Annotated in this window: 13 protein-coding genes; 6 read left to right on the top strand and 7 right to left on the bottom strand. The window is 77.1% G+C overall.

Translation table 11 applies throughout. The features are described from left to right. The first annotated feature begins 104 nt into the window (after nucleotides 1-104). Nucleotides 105-962 carry an NAD(P)H-binding protein gene (locus ACFO3M_RS02780; protein ID WP_387986054.1) on the top strand — a complete coding sequence of 286 codons (858 nt, stop codon included), beginning with the start codon at nucleotides 105-107 and terminating at the stop codon, nucleotides 960-962. A gap of 58 nt (nucleotides 963-1020) precedes the next feature. Here ACFO3M_RS02780 and ACFO3M_RS02775 read toward each other — a convergent pair whose 3' ends face one another. Continuing rightward, on the bottom strand, nucleotides 1021-1398 hold the full coding sequence (locus tag ACFO3M_RS02775; protein ID WP_387986051.1) for a YybH family protein: 378 nt from the start codon (nucleotides 1396-1398) through the stop codon (nucleotides 1021-1023). A 95-nt stretch (nucleotides 1399-1493) separates the two neighbouring features. On the opposite strand from ACFO3M_RS02775, the gene ACFO3M_RS02770 reads away from it, so the two are divergent. Then, nucleotides 1494-1670 carry a hypothetical protein gene (locus tag ACFO3M_RS02770; RefSeq protein WP_387986049.1) on the top strand — a complete coding sequence of 59 codons (177 nt, stop codon included), beginning with the start codon at nucleotides 1494-1496 and terminating at the stop codon, nucleotides 1668-1670. 36 nt (nucleotides 1671-1706) lie between these two features. After that, nucleotides 1707-3227 carry an adenylate/guanylate cyclase domain-containing protein gene (locus ACFO3M_RS02765; RefSeq protein ID WP_387986046.1) on the top strand — a complete coding sequence of 507 codons (1521 nt, stop codon included), beginning with the start codon at nucleotides 1707-1709 and terminating at the stop codon, nucleotides 3225-3227. Here the strand turns inward: ACFO3M_RS02765 and ACFO3M_RS02760 are convergent. The 5 genes from ACFO3M_RS02760 to ACFO3M_RS02740 all read right to left on the bottom strand — a co-directional run bounded on the left by ACFO3M_RS02760 (nucleotide 3206) and on the right by ACFO3M_RS02740 (nucleotide 9354). Next, nucleotides 3206-4258 carry a potassium channel family protein gene (locus ACFO3M_RS02760; RefSeq protein ID WP_387986558.1) on the bottom strand — a complete coding sequence of 351 codons (1053 nt, stop codon included), beginning with the start codon at nucleotides 4256-4258 and terminating at the stop codon, nucleotides 3206-3208. The genes ACFO3M_RS02765 and ACFO3M_RS02760 overlap by 22 nt on opposite strands. 69 nt (nucleotides 4259-4327) lie before the next feature. Beyond that, complete coding sequence (locus ACFO3M_RS02755) at nucleotides 4328-6085, bottom strand: class I adenylate-forming enzyme family protein (RefSeq protein ID WP_387986043.1); 1758 nt, start codon at nucleotides 6083-6085, stop codon at nucleotides 4328-4330. 107 nt (nucleotides 6086-6192) lie between these two features. Further along, the gene (locus ACFO3M_RS02750) at nucleotides 6193-7761 is read right to left on the bottom strand and encodes a long-chain-fatty-acid--CoA ligase (protein ID WP_387986042.1); all 1569 of its coding nucleotides are present in this window, start codon (nucleotides 7759-7761) and stop codon (nucleotides 6193-6195) included. Between the two features lie 77 nt (nucleotides 7762-7838). Continuing rightward, complete coding sequence (locus ACFO3M_RS02745; RefSeq protein ID WP_387986039.1) at nucleotides 7839-8675, bottom strand: class I SAM-dependent methyltransferase; 837 nt, start codon at nucleotides 8673-8675, stop codon at nucleotides 7839-7841. A 34-nt stretch (nucleotides 8676-8709) separates the two neighbouring features. Then, complete coding sequence (locus ACFO3M_RS02740) at nucleotides 8710-9354, bottom strand: TetR/AcrR family transcriptional regulator (protein ID WP_387986036.1); 645 nt, start codon at nucleotides 9352-9354, stop codon at nucleotides 8710-8712. A 108-nt stretch (nucleotides 9355-9462) separates the two neighbouring features. Between ACFO3M_RS02740 and ACFO3M_RS02735 the strand changes: the two genes are divergently transcribed. Genes ACFO3M_RS02735 through ACFO3M_RS02725 form a run of 3 tightly spaced genes read left to right on the top strand, consistent with a single transcriptional unit; the run spans nucleotide 9463 to nucleotide 12550 of the window. Continuing rightward, the gene (locus tag ACFO3M_RS02735; protein ID WP_387986034.1) at nucleotides 9463-10680 is read left to right on the top strand and encodes an acyl-CoA dehydrogenase family protein; all 1218 of its coding nucleotides are present in this window, start codon (nucleotides 9463-9465) and stop codon (nucleotides 10678-10680) included. Next, on the top strand, nucleotides 10677-11669 hold the full coding sequence (locus ACFO3M_RS02730) for an acyl-CoA dehydrogenase family protein (protein ID WP_387986031.1): 993 nt from the start codon (nucleotides 10677-10679) through the stop codon (nucleotides 11667-11669). Before ACFO3M_RS02735 ends, ACFO3M_RS02730 begins: the two co-directional genes overlap by 4 nt. Beyond that, a complete protein-coding gene (locus ACFO3M_RS02725; RefSeq protein ID WP_387986028.1) occupies nucleotides 11666-12550 on the top strand; it encodes an enoyl-CoA hydratase-related protein in 885 nt (294 codons plus the stop codon). The genes ACFO3M_RS02730 and ACFO3M_RS02725 overlap by 4 nt, the downstream gene beginning before the upstream one ends. Nucleotides 12551-12621: 71 nt before the next feature. Here ACFO3M_RS02725 and ACFO3M_RS02720 read toward each other — a convergent pair whose 3' ends face one another. Continuing rightward, entirely contained in the window at nucleotides 12622-15096 is a 2475-nt protein-coding gene (locus ACFO3M_RS02720) for an FtsX-like permease family protein (RefSeq protein ID WP_387986025.1), read from the bottom strand. Between the last annotated feature and the right edge of the window lie 3 nt (nucleotides 15097-15099).

The raw sequence follows: 15099 nt of genomic DNA, 5'->3' as shown, positions 1-15099 counted from the left end.
GAGCCGCAATCCGGGACCGGCGCCGCCGGGCGGGATGACACGACCGGGGTGCCGGGTTGTTGAACCCGCAAGCACATCGGCCCCTGCACGAGGAGAGCGCCCGCATGACCACCTACGCCGTCACCGGAGCCACCGGCCACCTCGGCCGCCGCGCCGTCGACGAGCTGCTCGACCGCGGCGTCCCGGCGTCCGACGTCGTCGCCGTCGTCCGCCGTCCCGAGGCCGCCGCCGAGCTGGCCGGCCGCGGCGTGCAGGTCCGCCACGGCGACTACTCGCGGCCGGACACCCTACCCGCGGCCCTGGCCGGCGTCGACCGGCTGCTGCTGGTCTCCGGCAGCGAGCCGGGGCAGCGGGTCGCCCAGCACCAGGCCGTCGTCGAGGCGGCGGTGGCCGCCGGGGTGCAGCGGATCGTCTACACGTCGATCGCGCACGCCGACACCTCGGCCAACCCGCTCGCCCCCGAGCACCGCGGGACCGAGGAGGTGCTGCTCAAGGCGGACGTCCCGGCGACCGTCCTGCGCAACAGCTGGTACCTCGAGAACTACACCGCGCAGCTCGACCGGTACCTCGCCACCGGCGAGATCGTCGGCGCCGCGGGGGAGGGCCGGGTGTCGATCGCCCCGCGCGCGGACTACGCCGTCGCCGCCGCGGCCGCGCTGCTGGCCGACGAGGAGGGCACCGTCGTCCTCGAGGTCGGCGGACCCGGCGTGACCCTCGCCGAGCTCGCCGCCGCCGTCACCGAGGCCACCGGGACGACGGTCCGCTACCGCGACCTCCCGGCCGACGAGCTCGTCGCGACCCTGCAGGGCGCCGGCCTCGACGCCGGCACCGCCGGGTTCGTCGCCGCCATCGACACCTCCATCGCGAACGGCGATCTCGACACCGGCGACGCCGACCTCGCCGCCCTGCTCGGCCGGCCGGTGACCCCGCTCGCCGACGCCGTCCGCGCCGCCCGCGCCTGAGCCGCGCGGCCGCCCGGGTCACTCCCCGGGCGGCCGCGGGCGTGTCCGCGTGTCCCGGTCATTCCGCGGGCACCGAGTGGTGCTCGTGGGTGACCAGCCAGCGCCCGTCCACCCGGCGCAGGCCCACGGTCAGCCGCACCTCGAAGCCCTCGGTGCCCGCCGCGCCGATCCGGAGCAGGCCGTGCGCGAACGCGACGCCGTCCCCGGCCACCACGGTCAGCCCGGAGACGTCGAACAGGCCCTCGCCCTGGGCCTCCCAGAACAGCCGCCACTGCCGCAGGTAGCTGTCGATCCCGGTCACCACCATCGGCGGCGGGACGTCGAACAGCACGACGTCGCCGGTGTGCACGGCCACGACCGCGTCGACGTCGGCGCGCCGCACGGCCCGTGCCCACGCCTCCAGCACCCGGCGGACCTGCAGCTCGTCGGAGTCCATGCGGGGCAGACCGGGCCGGGCCCCCGGTCTCATCCCCCGGGGTGAGGTCCGCCGCCCGGCTGCACACGGCCTGCGCCGGTGCCGAAGACCGGGACGTGAACCCGATCGCGTGCCGCGCCGTGGCGCAGGCCGGCCTGGTCGCGGCCACCGCCTCGGCCGACGACGAGCGCCCCTGGCCGCTGTTGCTGGTGGCCGGCTGGCACACCACCGCCACCGACCTCGTGCTGTCCGACGCCCGGCTGGCCGAGGAACTCGCCGCCCTGCCGGCCTGACCGTGTCCCGGCCCCGCCGGGGTCGTTGAGCCTCCCGTGATCCCGGACAGCGCCCGCACGGCCGCCCGCCGCGCCGAGGACGTGCTGGCCTGGGCCCCGAGCGGCCGGATCGCCGTCCCGCTCATCGTCGCGCTGGTCGTCGTCGCCGACCTGGTCGGCGTCGGCACCGTCACCCTGCTGCTGCTCGGCGTCTCCGACGACGGGGACGACGCCGGCCGCGGTCCCACCCTGCTCGCCGCGCTGGCCTACCTGCTCGTCGCGCTGCCCGTGGCCACCCTCGCCGGACTGCGCCGGCAGCGGGCCACCACCGCCTGGCTGCTCGCCGGCCGCGACCCCACCCCGGCCGAGGCCGCCCGCGCGCTGCGGCTGCCGGTGGACGCCGCGCTCATCGCCGCCGTCGTGTGGCTGGCGGGGGCGGTCCTCGCCGGCGCCGTCGCGGCGGTCACCTTCCCCGACCCGCTGGTCGGCCTGCGGGTCGGCGTCGTCGCGCTGCTCGGCGGCGCCGTCACCGCCGGTGTGGTGTACCTGCTCGTCGCCCGCGCCGCCCGCGCGCTGACCACCCGCGCGCTGGCCGCGCACCCGCCCGCCGGCCGGCTCGCCCTCGGCGTCCGCCCGCGCCTGCTGCTCACCTGGGGGCTGACCAGCGCGGTCCCGCTGCTCGGCGTGGTGCTGCTGTTCGCCGACCCGAGCAACCCCGGCGGGCCCGGCCGCACCGCCGTCGTCTTCCTCGCCGTCGTCGCCGTGCTGGTCGGCGGGCTGGCCACCCTGCTCACCGCCCGCGCGGTCGGGCAGCCGCTGCGCGACCTGCGGCAGGTGGTGCAGCGGGTCGGCGCCGGGGACTACACCGCGAGCGTCACCGTCGACGACGCCGGCGAGATCGGCCTGCTGCAGGAGGGCGTCAACACGATGGCCGCCGGCCTCGCCGAGCGGGAGCGGCTGCGCGACCTGTTCGGCCGGCACGTCGGGACGACGGTCGCCGCGCGGGCGCTGGCCGAGGGCGCCTCGCTGGGCGGGGAGCTGCGGCCGGTGGCGGCGCTGTTCGTCGACGTCGTCGGGTCGACCGCGCTGGTGCGGCGCACCGGCCCGGAGGGGATGGTCGGCCTGCTCAACCGGTTCTTCGCCGTCGTCGTCGACGCGGTCGAGGCCGAGGGCGGGCTGGTGGACAAGTTCGAGGGCGACGCCGCGCTGTGCGTCTTCGGCGCGCCCACCGGGCACCCCGACGCCTCCGGCGCCGCGCTGCGCGCCGCCCGCCGGATCTGCGACGACGTCGCGCGCGCCGGGGAGGTCGACGTCGGCGTCGGCGTGGCCTGCGGGCCGGCGTGGGCCGGGCAGGTGGGCACCGCCAGCCGGCTGGAGTACACCGTCATCGGCGACCCGGTGAACGAGGCCGCCCGGCTCACCGAGCTGGCCAAGGACCGGCCGGGGCGGGCGGTGGCCAGCGAGGCCGCGGTCCGGGCCGCCGGCGGCGGCGAGGCCGCCCACTGGGTGCCCGACGCGGAGGTGGAGCTGCGCGGCCGCGGCGAGCCGACCCGCACCTACGTCCGCGCGAACACCTGACCGTCGGGGCCGTGCGAGCGGACGACGACGAGCACGTCCTCGCTCTGCAGCGTGCCGATCAGCGGGTCGTCGAAGCGCAGCGTGCGCCCGCCGCGGGTCACCGACAGCACGATGTCGCGCAGGTCGCGCGGGCCCAGGCCGACCTCGCCGGAGGTCACCGTGCGCTGGGAGAGGTCCAGCCCCTGCCCGCCGGTGAGCAGGTCCTCGACGACGGACACGACCCGCGGGCTGTCGGTGGACAGGCCCAGCAGCCGGCCCGACGTCGCCGAGGTGGTGATGACGGTGTCGGCGCCGGACTGGCGCAGCAGCTGCGCGTTCTCCTCCTCGCGCACGGAGGTGGTAATCGGCACGCTCGGGTTGAGCTGCCGGACGGTGAGGGTGATCAGCACCGAGGCGTCGTCCCGGTTGGCCGCCACGATCACCGCACGGGCCCGCTCGACGTGCGCGCGGCGCAGCACGTCGGTGCGCCCGGCGTCGCCGACGATGCCGGTGAGGCCGATCGAGTTGGCCTCGTCGATGGCCCGCTGGTCGCCGTCGACGATGACGATGTTCTCCAGCGGAGTGCCGGTGGCCCGCAGCGAGCGGACGGCGCTGCGGCCCTTGGTGCCGTAGCCGCACACGATGACGTGCTGACGCACGCGGGACCTCCAGCGTCGGATCCGGAACTCCTCGCGCGAGCGCGCGGTGAGCGCCTCGAGCGTGGTGCCGATGAGGACGATCAGGAACATGACGCGCAGCGGCGTGATGAACAGGATGTTCACCAGCCGCGCGCCCTCGGTGATCGGCGTGATGTCGCCGTAGCCCGTGGTCGAGAGCGTGACCGTGGAGTAGTAGACGGCGTCGAGCAGCGAGATGCCGACCTCGTCGCCGTCGCGGTAGGAGTCGCGGTCCAGCCAGACGATGAACACGGTCAGCGCGAGGAAGAACGCCGCCAGGACGACCCGCTGCCACACCTGGCGCACGGGGGACTGCTCGACGTGCGCGATCTGCACCCCGGTGTGCGGGTCGTCGCCCGGCCCGTGTCCGCCCATCACGTCCGGCGACGATAGCGAGCGGGGGCGGTGCGCACCGGGATGCCGGCGCGCACCGCCCCGATCGGGTCAGCCGCCGGCCACCGCCTCGCGCTCGCGGGCGGCCAGCTCCCGCTTGAGCACCTTGCCCGCCGCCGACACGGGGATGGCGTCGATGAAGACGACGTCGCGCAGCCGCTTGTAGTGGGTGACCCGGTCGTTGACCGCGGCCATCACCGACTCGGCGGTCAGCGCCGCCCCGGCGTCGTCGGCCCTGCGGACCACGTAGGCCACCGGCAGCTCCCCGGCCGCCTCGTCGGGCCGGCCGACGACGGCGGCGCCGGCCACGCCCGGCACGCCGAAGAGGATCTCCTCCAGCTCGCGCGGGAACACGTTGTAGCCCTTGTAGAGCAGCATGTCCTTGGTGCGGTCGACGATCGACAGGTAGCCGTCCTCGTCGAGGATCCCGACGTCGCCGGTGTGGAACCAGCCGTCGGCGTCGATCGCCTCCGCGGTGGCCTCGGGGCGGTGCGCGTAGCCGCGCATGACCTGCGGGCCGCGGATGCACACCTCGCCGCGCTCGCCGGTGGGCAGCGGGTCGCCGCCGCCGAGCGGCCGGACGGTGATCTCGGTGTCGAAGATCGGCACGCCGACCGTGCCGGCCTTGCGGGTGCCGGAGCGGAACGTCGGGTTGCCGGTGGCCATCATGGTGACCTCGGTCAGCCCGTAGCCCTCGCCGATGACGGCGTTGGGCAGCAGCGCCTGCAGCCGCTCGATGAGCGACACCGGCAGCGGCGCCGCGCCGCTGGAGACGCCGCGGACGTGCGACCAGTCCTGCTCGGCGAACCCGGGCACCTGCAGCAGCGCCACGAACACCGGCGGGGCGCCGCCGATGCTGGTGACCCGGTGGCGCTTCGCGTCCTCGACGTACCTCACCGGGTCGAAGCGCATGTGGATCACGGTGGTGGTGCCGCCCATGACCATGCCGTTGAGGTAGCCGATCGCGCCCATGGCGTGGAACCACGGCGTGAGGTTGATCAGCGTGGCCTCGCCCAGCCGGGTCGGGCACTCGTCCTCGCCGAGCACCTGGCGGATCGTGACGTCCCCGGCCTCGTCGAGCTCCGGCAGCGAGCCCGAGGTCCAGCACGAGGACTGCAGCACGTTGGTGACCACGTTGCGGTGCGGCAGCTCGACGCCCTTGCTGACCCCGGTCGTGCCGCCGGTGTAGGCCAGGTGCGCCAGGTCGGCGGCGGGGTCGAGCCCGGCGTCGAGGTGCCGGTCGGTGGGGTCGGCGGCCAGCAGGTCGGCCAGGTCGACGTCGGTCGCCTCCAGGCCCTCGAGCCGCGCGGCGAAGTCGAGGGTGTGCGCCTCCCCGGTGACGACGACGGTCTGCACCGGCGTGGCCTCGAGCGCGCTGCGGACGAAGGGCAGCACCTGGTCCCAGGTGACCAGGACCTTGGCGCCGGCGTCGGTGAGCTGGGCGGCGAGGTCGGCCGCGGGCAGCAGCGGGTTGGTGGGGGAGAAGACGGCGCCGGCCATCACCACGCCGTAGTAGACCGCCGGGTACTGGCGGCAGTTCGGGACGTGCACCGCGACGACGTCACCGCGGCCCACGCCGTGGTCGGCCAGCCAGTTGGCGACCGCGGCGGCCCGCGCGCCGAGCTCCTCGAAGGTCAGCTCGACGTCGTGGTCGACGAACGCCGTCCGCGCGCCCCAGCGGCGCACCGCGGCGCGCAGGATCGACCCGACCGGCACCAGCGGGTACTCCAGCGAGCGCGGCAGGCCCGGCGGCCAGCTGGCGGCGGGCTCCTGCGCGGCGTCGGCGGGCGCAGGGTGCGTGGCGGTCATGCGTGTCCTTCCGTCCGGAACAGGGCTCCGTCAGCGTGGTACAGCTCACACCCGCTGTCACGCAGCGCTGTGCACACCCGCGGATGTGCTGACCGCACAGCGCGGAGCTAGACGGCCGGGTCGGAGACCAGCGAGCCGGCGCGGTGCTCCTCGCGCAGCGCGGTCTTGAGCACCTTGCCGCTGGGGTTGCGGGGCAGCGCGGACACCACCGAGTACTCCCGCGGGTGCTTGTAGCGGGCCAGCCGCTCGCCGCACCAGGCCGACAGCTCGGCGGGCGTGGGCGGGTTCTCCGGGTCCCGCGGCGCGATCACCGCCAGCGGAGCCTCGCCCCAGCGCGGGTCGGGCACCCCGATGAGCGCCACCTCGGCGACGCCGGGGTGCGCGGCGAGCGCGTCCTCCACCTCGGCGCAGTACACGTTCTCGCCGCCGGTGATGATCATGTCCTTCTTGCGGTCGACGACGTAGAGGTAGCCGTCCTCGTCCTCGCGCACCAGGTCGCCGGAGTGGAACCAGCCGCCGGCGAACGCCTCCGCCGTCGCCTCCGGCCTGCCCCAGTACTCCTTCATGACCATCGGGCTGCGGTAGACGATCTCGCCCACCTCGCCGCGCGGCACGTCCTGCATGGCGTCGTCGACGACGCGGACCTCGACGTTGAGCATCGGCGTCCCGACCGAGCCGATCTTGCGGATCGAGTCCTCGCCGCGGAGCAGGCAGGTGACCGGGCTGCACTCGGTCTGGCCGAACGCGGTGACCACCTCGGCCTGCGGGAACGTGTCGATCATCGCCCGCAGCAGGGTGGTCGACGCCGGCGCCGCGCCCCAGGAGATCCGCTTGAGGCAGGACAGGTCGCGCTCGGCGATCCCCGGCACCGCCACCACCGCCGCCCACATCGCCGGCACGAGGAAGAGGTTGGAGATCCGCTCGCGCTCGACGAGGTCGAGCACGGCCACGGGGTCGAAGCCGCCCGAGGCGAGGATGACGTGGGTGCCGCCGAGCAGCAGCGGCGGCAGCCCGCCGGCCAGCCCGGCGATGTGGAACAGCGGCGCCCCCGGCGCGCCGACCCGGTCGTCCGGGCCCACCCCGAGGGTGGCCACCTGGCTGAACACGTGCATCAGCAGGTTGTGGTGGGTGAGGACGGCGCCCTTGGGCCGGCCGGTGGTGCCCGACGTGTACATGATGAACGCCGGCGCCGACTCGTCGACCTCGACGTCGAGCGGCTCGGCCGACGCCGCGAGCGCGTCCTCGTAGTCCTGGCCGACGGTCAGGACGGTGTGCACGCCCGGCGCCTGCTCCCGCGCCTCGGCCGCGACGCCGGCCAGCGCGGCGTCGACCACCAGGGCGGCCGCCCCGCTGTCGGTGAGCACGTAGGCCACCTCGTCGGCGACCAGCCGGAAGTTGACCGGGACGACGATCGCGCCCAGCCGCACGCCGGCGAGGTAGGACTCCCAGACCTCGATCCCGTTGAGCCCCAGCACCGCCACCCGGTCGCCCGCGGTCACGCCCCGGTCGGCCAGCGCGCGCGCCAGGCGGGTGACCCGCTCGTCGAGCTCGGCGTAGGTGCGGCCGGTGCCCGAGAAGCGCACGGCGACCGCGTCGGGGGTGCGCCGGGCCCAGCGGGCGAGCTGGTCGGCCGTCGTCATGCCGCGCCCCTGCAGCCGGGGGGTCGGGTCGTCCACGGGTTCCTCCTGCGCCGCCACCGGGTGTGACCCGCGTCATGCTGTCGGGGCGGCGGGGAGGCGGTCAACCCTGACCGTCAGGGCACCCGGGCGACCGCGCCGACCAGCATCGGGTTGACCAGGACGGCGTCCGCGGCGGCGGCCTCGGCGCGCAGCCGCCGCTCGAAGTCCTCCGGTCCGATCTCCGCGGCGGTGGCCGTGCCGGTGCGCTCGAAGGCCGGCAGCAGGCTGGTGACGTCGCCCGCCACGACCGCCCACCCGGCCGCGTCGCCGCCCCGCTCCAGCGGCTGGGCGGACGTGAGCACGGGGTCGGGCAGCCCCGCGGCGCGGAAGACGCCGGTCAGCCGGAGGCCCGCGTCGAGGGGGACGCCGAGCCGGCCGAGCGCGGTGCGCAGCCACCGGTCGTAGGCGGTCAGCAGCGGCAGCGGCGGGTGCGCGGCCCGGCTGGTGAGGACGACGTCCTGGAAGGCGACCACCCCGCCGGGGCGCACCAGCGCGGCCGAGCGGGCGACCAGCGCGACCGGATCGGGCAGGTGCAGCAGCACCAGCCGCCCGAGGACGGCGTCCACGGGGCCGGCCGGGGACCACGTGGTGACGTCGGCCCGCACGAACTCGACGTGGGCGTGCCCCGCCTCCGCCGCCCGCCGCCGGGCCACCGCCAGGTGGCGGTCCGAGGCGTCGACGCCGACCACCCGGCCCGTGGGTCCGACCCGCTCCGCGGCGGCCAGCGCGGCCGCGCCGGGGCCGCAGCCGAGGTCGACCACCGACGCGCCCGGCGCCAGGCCCGCGCTGTCCAGCCAGGCGGCGGTCGCCGGGCCGTAGAGGCGGGCGAGCACGTCCAGCCGGGCCAGCTCGGGGTCGGTGTCGCCGAGGACGTAGCCGGTGCCGGGACCGTCGCGGGTGCCGCTCGTCATGCACCCGCATGGTGGCCCGGCGGCGGCCGTGCCGTCAGCCCTCCGCGGACGGCGTCAGCATCCGCGCGGCGAGCCCCTTCCAGAGCGGGAGGTGCGGGTCGGTGGCGGCGGGCCGCTCCTCGAAGGCGTACACGCAGGCCACCCCGCGCATGCTGGTGAACAGCAGCTCGCACACCTCGGCGTAGCGGGGGGCCGAGGCGATCCGCGGGCCCCAGATCCCGTCGGCGACCCGGCGGATCGCCGCGCGCAGCCGGCGCTCCTCGACCCGCAGCGCCGCCCGCAGCTGCGGGTCGGTGCGGGCGGCCACCCACAGCTCCATCGCCGCCCAGAACGGCGGCTCCTGGAACGTCGCCCACATGAGGTCGATCGCCCGGTCGATCCGCTCCGGCCCGGCCGGCTCGTCGGCCATGACCGCCGCCGCGCGCTCCTCCACCCCGGCCAGCAGGGTGCTCGACAGGTGCCCGGCGGCGGCGACCAGCAGCTCGGCGCGGGACGGGAAGTGGTGCAGCAGCCGGCCGCGGGACACCCCGGCCCGGGCCTGCACGGCCAGTGTGGACGCGCCGGCGTACCCGGACTCGACCAGGCAGGCGACGGCGGCGTCGAGGATCAGCGCCCGGCTGTCGGCCGTGCGGGTCGACCGGCTGCGCGGGCCGTCGTCCGGGAGGGGGTCGGCGCTCACCCGCCGCAGGCTAGGGCCCCGGCGGGCCGCTGAACAGTCACCGTTGACCGTCGAGGGTGACCGCTGTCACGCTGCGGCGCGTACTGCTCGACGACGAGGAGGTACCGGGTGGACTTCGACGACACCCCCGAGGAGGCGTCCTACCGGGCGCACGTCCGCACCGTGCTCGACGAGCACGCGTCCGAGCTGCTGCACGTCTCACCGGGGGAGCCGGTCGACGCGCGCTCCCGCGAGGCGGAGCTGCGGGCCACCCAGCGGGTGCTGGCCGAGGCGGGGCTGGTCGGCGTCACGTGGCCGCGGGAGTACGGCGGGCAGGGCGGCACGCTGGTGCAGCAGGCGATCGTGGCCCAGGAGCTGGCCCGCGCCCGGGTGCCCACGCTGATCAACCACATCGGCATCGGCATGTGCGGGCCCACGGTCATCGCGCACGGCAGCGACGACCAGCGCTCCCGCTACCTGGCCCGGCTGCTGCGCGCCGACGACGTCTGGTGCCAGCTGTTCAGCGAGCCCGGCTCCGGCTCGGACCTCGCCGCGCTGCGCACCTCGGCCGTCCGCGACGGCGAGGACTGGGTCGTCAACGGCCAGAAGGTCTGGACGACGCTCGCGCACGTCGCCGACCACGGCATCCTGCTCACCCGCACCGACCCGGCCCGGCCCAAGCACGCCGGGCTGACGATGTTCGTCGTCGACATGCACGCGCCGGGCGTCACCGTCCGGCCGCTGCGCCAGATGAGCGGCGGCGCGGACTTCAACGAGGTCTTCTTCGACGACGTCCGCATCCCCGACGCCGAGCGGCTCGGCGAGCCCGGCGAGGGCTGGCGGGTCGCGCTCACCACGCTGATGAACGAGCGGGTCGCGATCGGCGGCGCCGGCAGCGACATCGGCCCGGCGCCGGAGTCGCTGGCCGCGCACGCCCGCGCCCGGCTGCCCGCGCTCGACCCGGAGCGGCAGGCGCTGGCCCGGCAGGCGGTCGGGCGGGCGCTGGTCGCCTCGCTGGCCGCCCGCTACACCGGCTACCGGCGGTTCACCACGCTGTCCCAGGGCGGCGTGCCCGGCCCGGAGGCCAGCGCCGGCAAGCTCGGCGGCACCGCCGCGGCCCGGCTGGTCGCCGACGCCGGCGTCCGGCTGCTCGGCGACGACGCCGTGTACGGCGCCACCGCCGACGGCGACGACACCTGGCAGCGCGCGCAGGCCTACGTGCCCGGCATCGCGATCGCCGGCGGCACCGACCAGGTGCTGCGGAACATCCTCGGCGAGCGGGTGCTCGGCCTGCCGCCGGAACCCCGCACCGACAAGACCGCGCCGTTCTCCGGAGGTGCCCGGTGAACTTCGACCTGTCCGACGACCAGCGCGCGGCCGCCGCCGGCGCGCGCGAGTTCTTCACCGGCTCGGTCACCCCGGCCGCCGCCCGCGCGGCGCTCGAGGGCGCCGGCGTCCCGGGCCCGGGACGCAAGGCACTGGCCGACATCGGCTTCCTCGGCATCACGGTGCCGGAGTCCGCGGGCGGCGCCGGCGGCAGCGTGCTCGACCTCGCCGTCGTCGCCGAGCAGGCCGGCGCCGTGCTGGCCGGGCCCTCCCTGGTCACCGCCGCGCGCGCCGCGGTGCTGCTGGAGTCCGCGCCCGACCTCGCCGCGCAGCTGGCCGACGGGTCGGCCGCTCTCGCCGTCCTCGACGGGCCGGTCACCGGCTCCGCGCCGTCGCTGGACGCCGCCGACGCCACGCTGTTCCTCGGCCTCGACGACGGCGCGCTCGTCGCCGGCGAGGGCGAGGTGACCCCCGGCCGGCCGATGGACGCCACCCGCGGGCTCGCCTCGGTGCGGATGACCTCCCACCGGGTGCTCGCCGAGGACGCCGGGCAGCTGTGGGCGCGGGCCCGCCAGGTGGGCGCGGTGGTCCTGGCCGCCGAGGACCTCGGCGCCGCCGACCGCGCGGTGCTGATGGCCGTGGAGTACGCCCGCCAGCGCGAGGCGTTCGGCCGGGTCATCGGCTCCTACCAGGCGGTGAAGCACATGCTGGTCGACGCCTGGGTGGGCGTGGACCAGCTGCGCTCGCTGGTGTGGTGGGCGGCGTGGGCGGCCGACTCCTCGCCGGCCGAGCTCCCGCTGGCCGCGGCCGCCGCCAAGGCCTACGCCGCCGAGGTCGCCGAGCGGGCCACCGAGACGGCGATCCAGGTCCACGGCGGCATCGGGTTCACCTGGGAGCACGACGCGCACCTGTACTGGCGCCGCGCCAAGGTGGACCGGCTGCTGCTCGGGGACGCCGCCGAGCACCTGGACACCGTCGCCCGGCTCGCCGAGGCCGGCGCCCTGGGATGACGTTCGAGCAGCTCCGGTACGAGGTCGCCGGCCGCGTCGCCACGATCACCCTGTCCCGGCCCGACCGGCTCAACGCCTTCACGCCGGTGATGGCCGCCGAGCTGGCCCGGGCCGCGGCCGCCGCGGACGCCGACGAGGGGGTGCGGGTCGTCGTCGTCACCGGGGAGGGGCGGGCCTTCTGCGCCGGCGCCGACCTGGGCGCGGGCTCGGGGACCTTCGCCGACCGCGACCGCGGCGGGGACCCGCCGGTGCAGGGGACCGTCGACGGCGTCGCGCGGGACTGGGGCGGCGTCGCGTCGCTGCCGTTCGCCGCGCTGCGCAAGCCGGTGATCGCCGCGGTCAACGGCCCGGCGGTCGGCATCGGCGCGACGATGGTGCTGCCGATGGACGTGCGGATCGCGGCGGGGTCGGCCCGCTTCGGCTTCGTCTTCGCCCGCCGCGGCATCACGCCGGAGGCGGCGTCGACGTGGTTCCTGCCGCGGGTGGTCGGCATCAGCCGGGCGGTGGAGTGGGTGGCCACCGGCCGGGTGTTCGGCGCCGACGAGGCGCTGCGCGGCGGGCTCGTCAGCCGGGTGGTCCCCGACGCCGACCTGCTGCCCGCCGCGCTCGACCTGGCCCGGGAGATCGCCGACAACACCTCCGGGGTGGCGGTCGCCGCGGCCCGGCAGATGCTGTGGTCGATGCTCGGGGCGCCCTCGCCCTGGGACGCCCACCGGGTCGAGTCGCGCGCGCTGGCCGAGCTCGGCCGCGGGCCCGACGCCGCCGAGGGCGTGGCCGCCTTCCTCGCCAAGCGCGCGCCGGCGTTCACCACGCCGCTGGGGGAGGGGCCGGTGGCCGGCGTCCCGCCCTGGCCGCAGCCGCCGGACGACGTCGCCCCCTGAGCTCCACCGCGATCACGGCGCCGGAACCACCTCCGCACCCTCGCGGGCGGTCACGGCGCCGTGATCGCGGGCTACACCGCGGCGATGGCGGCCACGGGGGCGGTGCGGGCCGCGCGGCGGGCCGGCAGCACCGAGGACAGCAGCCCGGCGACGGTCGCGACGACGACGATCGCGCCCACCTGCAGCCAGGGGACGTCGACCACGACCTCGCCGGCCGTGCCGAGCACCGAGGCGGTCCCGGTCACCCCGTAGACCCCGCCGAGGACGACGCCGAGCACCGCGGCCACCCCCGACACCAGCACCGCCTCCCAGGCGAGCAGCCCGCGCAGCTGGCCGCGGGTCAGCCCCATCGCCCGCAGCAGGCCGTTCTCCTGCCGGCGCTCCACCACAGACAGCGCCAGGGTGTTGCCCACGCCGATCAGCGCGATGACCACCGCGACGCCCAGCAGGCCGGTGACCACGAGCAGCAGCACGTCGAGCACCTCGTCCAGCTGCTGGCGCAGGCTCACCACCCCGGTCACCTGGGCGTCGGTCGCGGCCGCGCCGACGGTGTCGGTGACCGTGTCGACGACGGCGGACTGCGCGTCGGCGTCGGCGTCGTCCAGCCGCAGCCAGAGCTGGCCGACCGCGGCGTCCGGGGCGAGGGCGGCGAGGTCGGCGCCGGCGAGCAGCAGCGGGGCGTCCCCGTCCACGACCTCCGCGCGCAGCGTCACCGTCCGCCCGTCGAGGGAGAGCTCCACCGGGTCGCCCGTGCCGACCGACCAGGAATCGGCCTGCCACTGCGGGACGAGCGCCTCGCCCGGCCGGGGCAGCCGCAGGTCGGCCGTCGACCGCAGCGCCGGGACGGCGGTCGCGGTGTCCACGCCGTAGGCCTCCCACGGCTCGCCGTCGGGACCGGCCGGCCGGGCGAGGGTGAGCGCCGTGCCGGTGGTGACGCCGTCGAGGGCCTCGAGCCGGTCCAGCAGGGACGCCGGCAGCTCCCCGCCGAGCCCCTCGACGACGACGTCGGCGGGATAGGCGGCGGCCAGCCCGGCGGTCGCCGTCGCCCGGGTGGACGCGGTGCCCACCACCATCGCGGTGGTCAGCGTGACGCCGATGAGCAGCGCGGTGACCGTCGCCGCGGTGCGCCGGGGGTTGCGGGTGGCGTTGCCCGCGGCCAGGCGGGCCGGCACCCCGCCCACGCGGGACACCAGGCGGCCCGCCGCGCGGACCACCGGCGGCACCCCGCGCTGGGCGAGCAGGACGACGCCGAGGAAGCTCGCCACGCCGCCGGGCAGCGCGACGAACACCGTGGACAGCACCACGCCCAGCGCGAGCAGCGCCGCCCCGGGCACGAGCAGCGACAGTCCGATCACCAGGCGCAGCACGCCCGGGCGGGAGCGCAGGGGCGCGGGGTCGAGCGGGCGCAGCGCGGCCAGCGGCGCCACCCGGGTCGCCGCGCGGGCCGGGGCGAGCGCGGCCAGCAGGGTGGTCAGCGTGCCGACGGCGGGCCCCGCGAGGACCGCCGTGAGCGGGACCGCGAGCCCGGACAGCGGCACGGGGGAGTCCACGCCGCCGGCGAGCGCCGAGACGACGGCGGCGAGCCCGACACCGGCCGCGACCCCGACCGCCGAGGCGGCGAGCCCGGTGACCGCGGCCTCGGCCAGCACGCCGCGGCGCACCTGCCGGGCGGTGGCGCCGACGCAGCGCAGCAGGGCGAGCTCCCGGGTCCGCTGGGCGAGCAGGACGGCGAAGGTGTTGGCGATGACCAGCCCCGCCACGACGACCGCCACGGTGCCGAACACCAGGAGCACGGCGGCCAGCGCGGTGGCGTTGCCGAGCATCGACGCCGCGCGGTGCTCGGCCTGCTCGGTGCCGGTGCGCACGGTCAGCGGCTGCCCGGCGAGCGCGTCGCGCACCGCGGCGGCCAGGACCTCCTCGTCGGCGCCCGGGACGCCGGCGACCCGCAGCTCGGCCGGGTCGACCGCGCCCCAGGCCCGCGCCTGCGCGGGGGTGGCCCAGGCCCGCCCGTACAGGCCGGCCTCCGGGTCGCCGCCGAGGTCGACCACCCCGGTGACCGTCACGGGGGTGGAGGTCTGCGTGCCGTCCGGCGCGGTCCCGGCCACCTGCAGCACGTCGCCGACGCCCGCGCCGGCGCGCTCGCTGACCGCGACCTCGCCCGGCCGGTCGGGCAGCGCGCCGTCGGCCAGCCGCTGCCAGCGCAGCGCGGGGTCGTCGGCGACCGTCCCGACCAGCAGGTACTGCGCCCCGGTGCGGCCGGGGGTGACCGCCTGCACCGAGGTCTCCCACTCCGGCGCCACGGCGAGGACGCCGTCCAGGCCGGTGACGGTGGGCACGTCGTCGAGCAGGGAGCTGCCGTCGTCGGAGGTGACGACGGCGTCGGCGCCGAGGTGGCGGGCGCCGGCGGCGGTGAGCCCGGTGCTGCGGGTGGTCTCGTTGAGCACGAGCGTGGCGACGACGAACGCCACCGCGAGCACGACGGCCAGGCAGGAGGCGACCAGCCGCGGCAGGTGGGCGCGCAGGCCGGCGAGGGTGGTGGACAGCACCGG

Origin of the sequence: Geodermatophilus arenarius, from assembly GCF_042654585.1 — a bacterium.
Lineage (GTDB): Bacteria > Actinomycetota > Actinomycetes > Mycobacteriales > Geodermatophilaceae > Geodermatophilus > Geodermatophilus arenarius.
The sequence above is the reverse complement of the archived record's forward strand: the minus strand, read 5'-3'. Positions and strand labels throughout refer to the sequence as shown.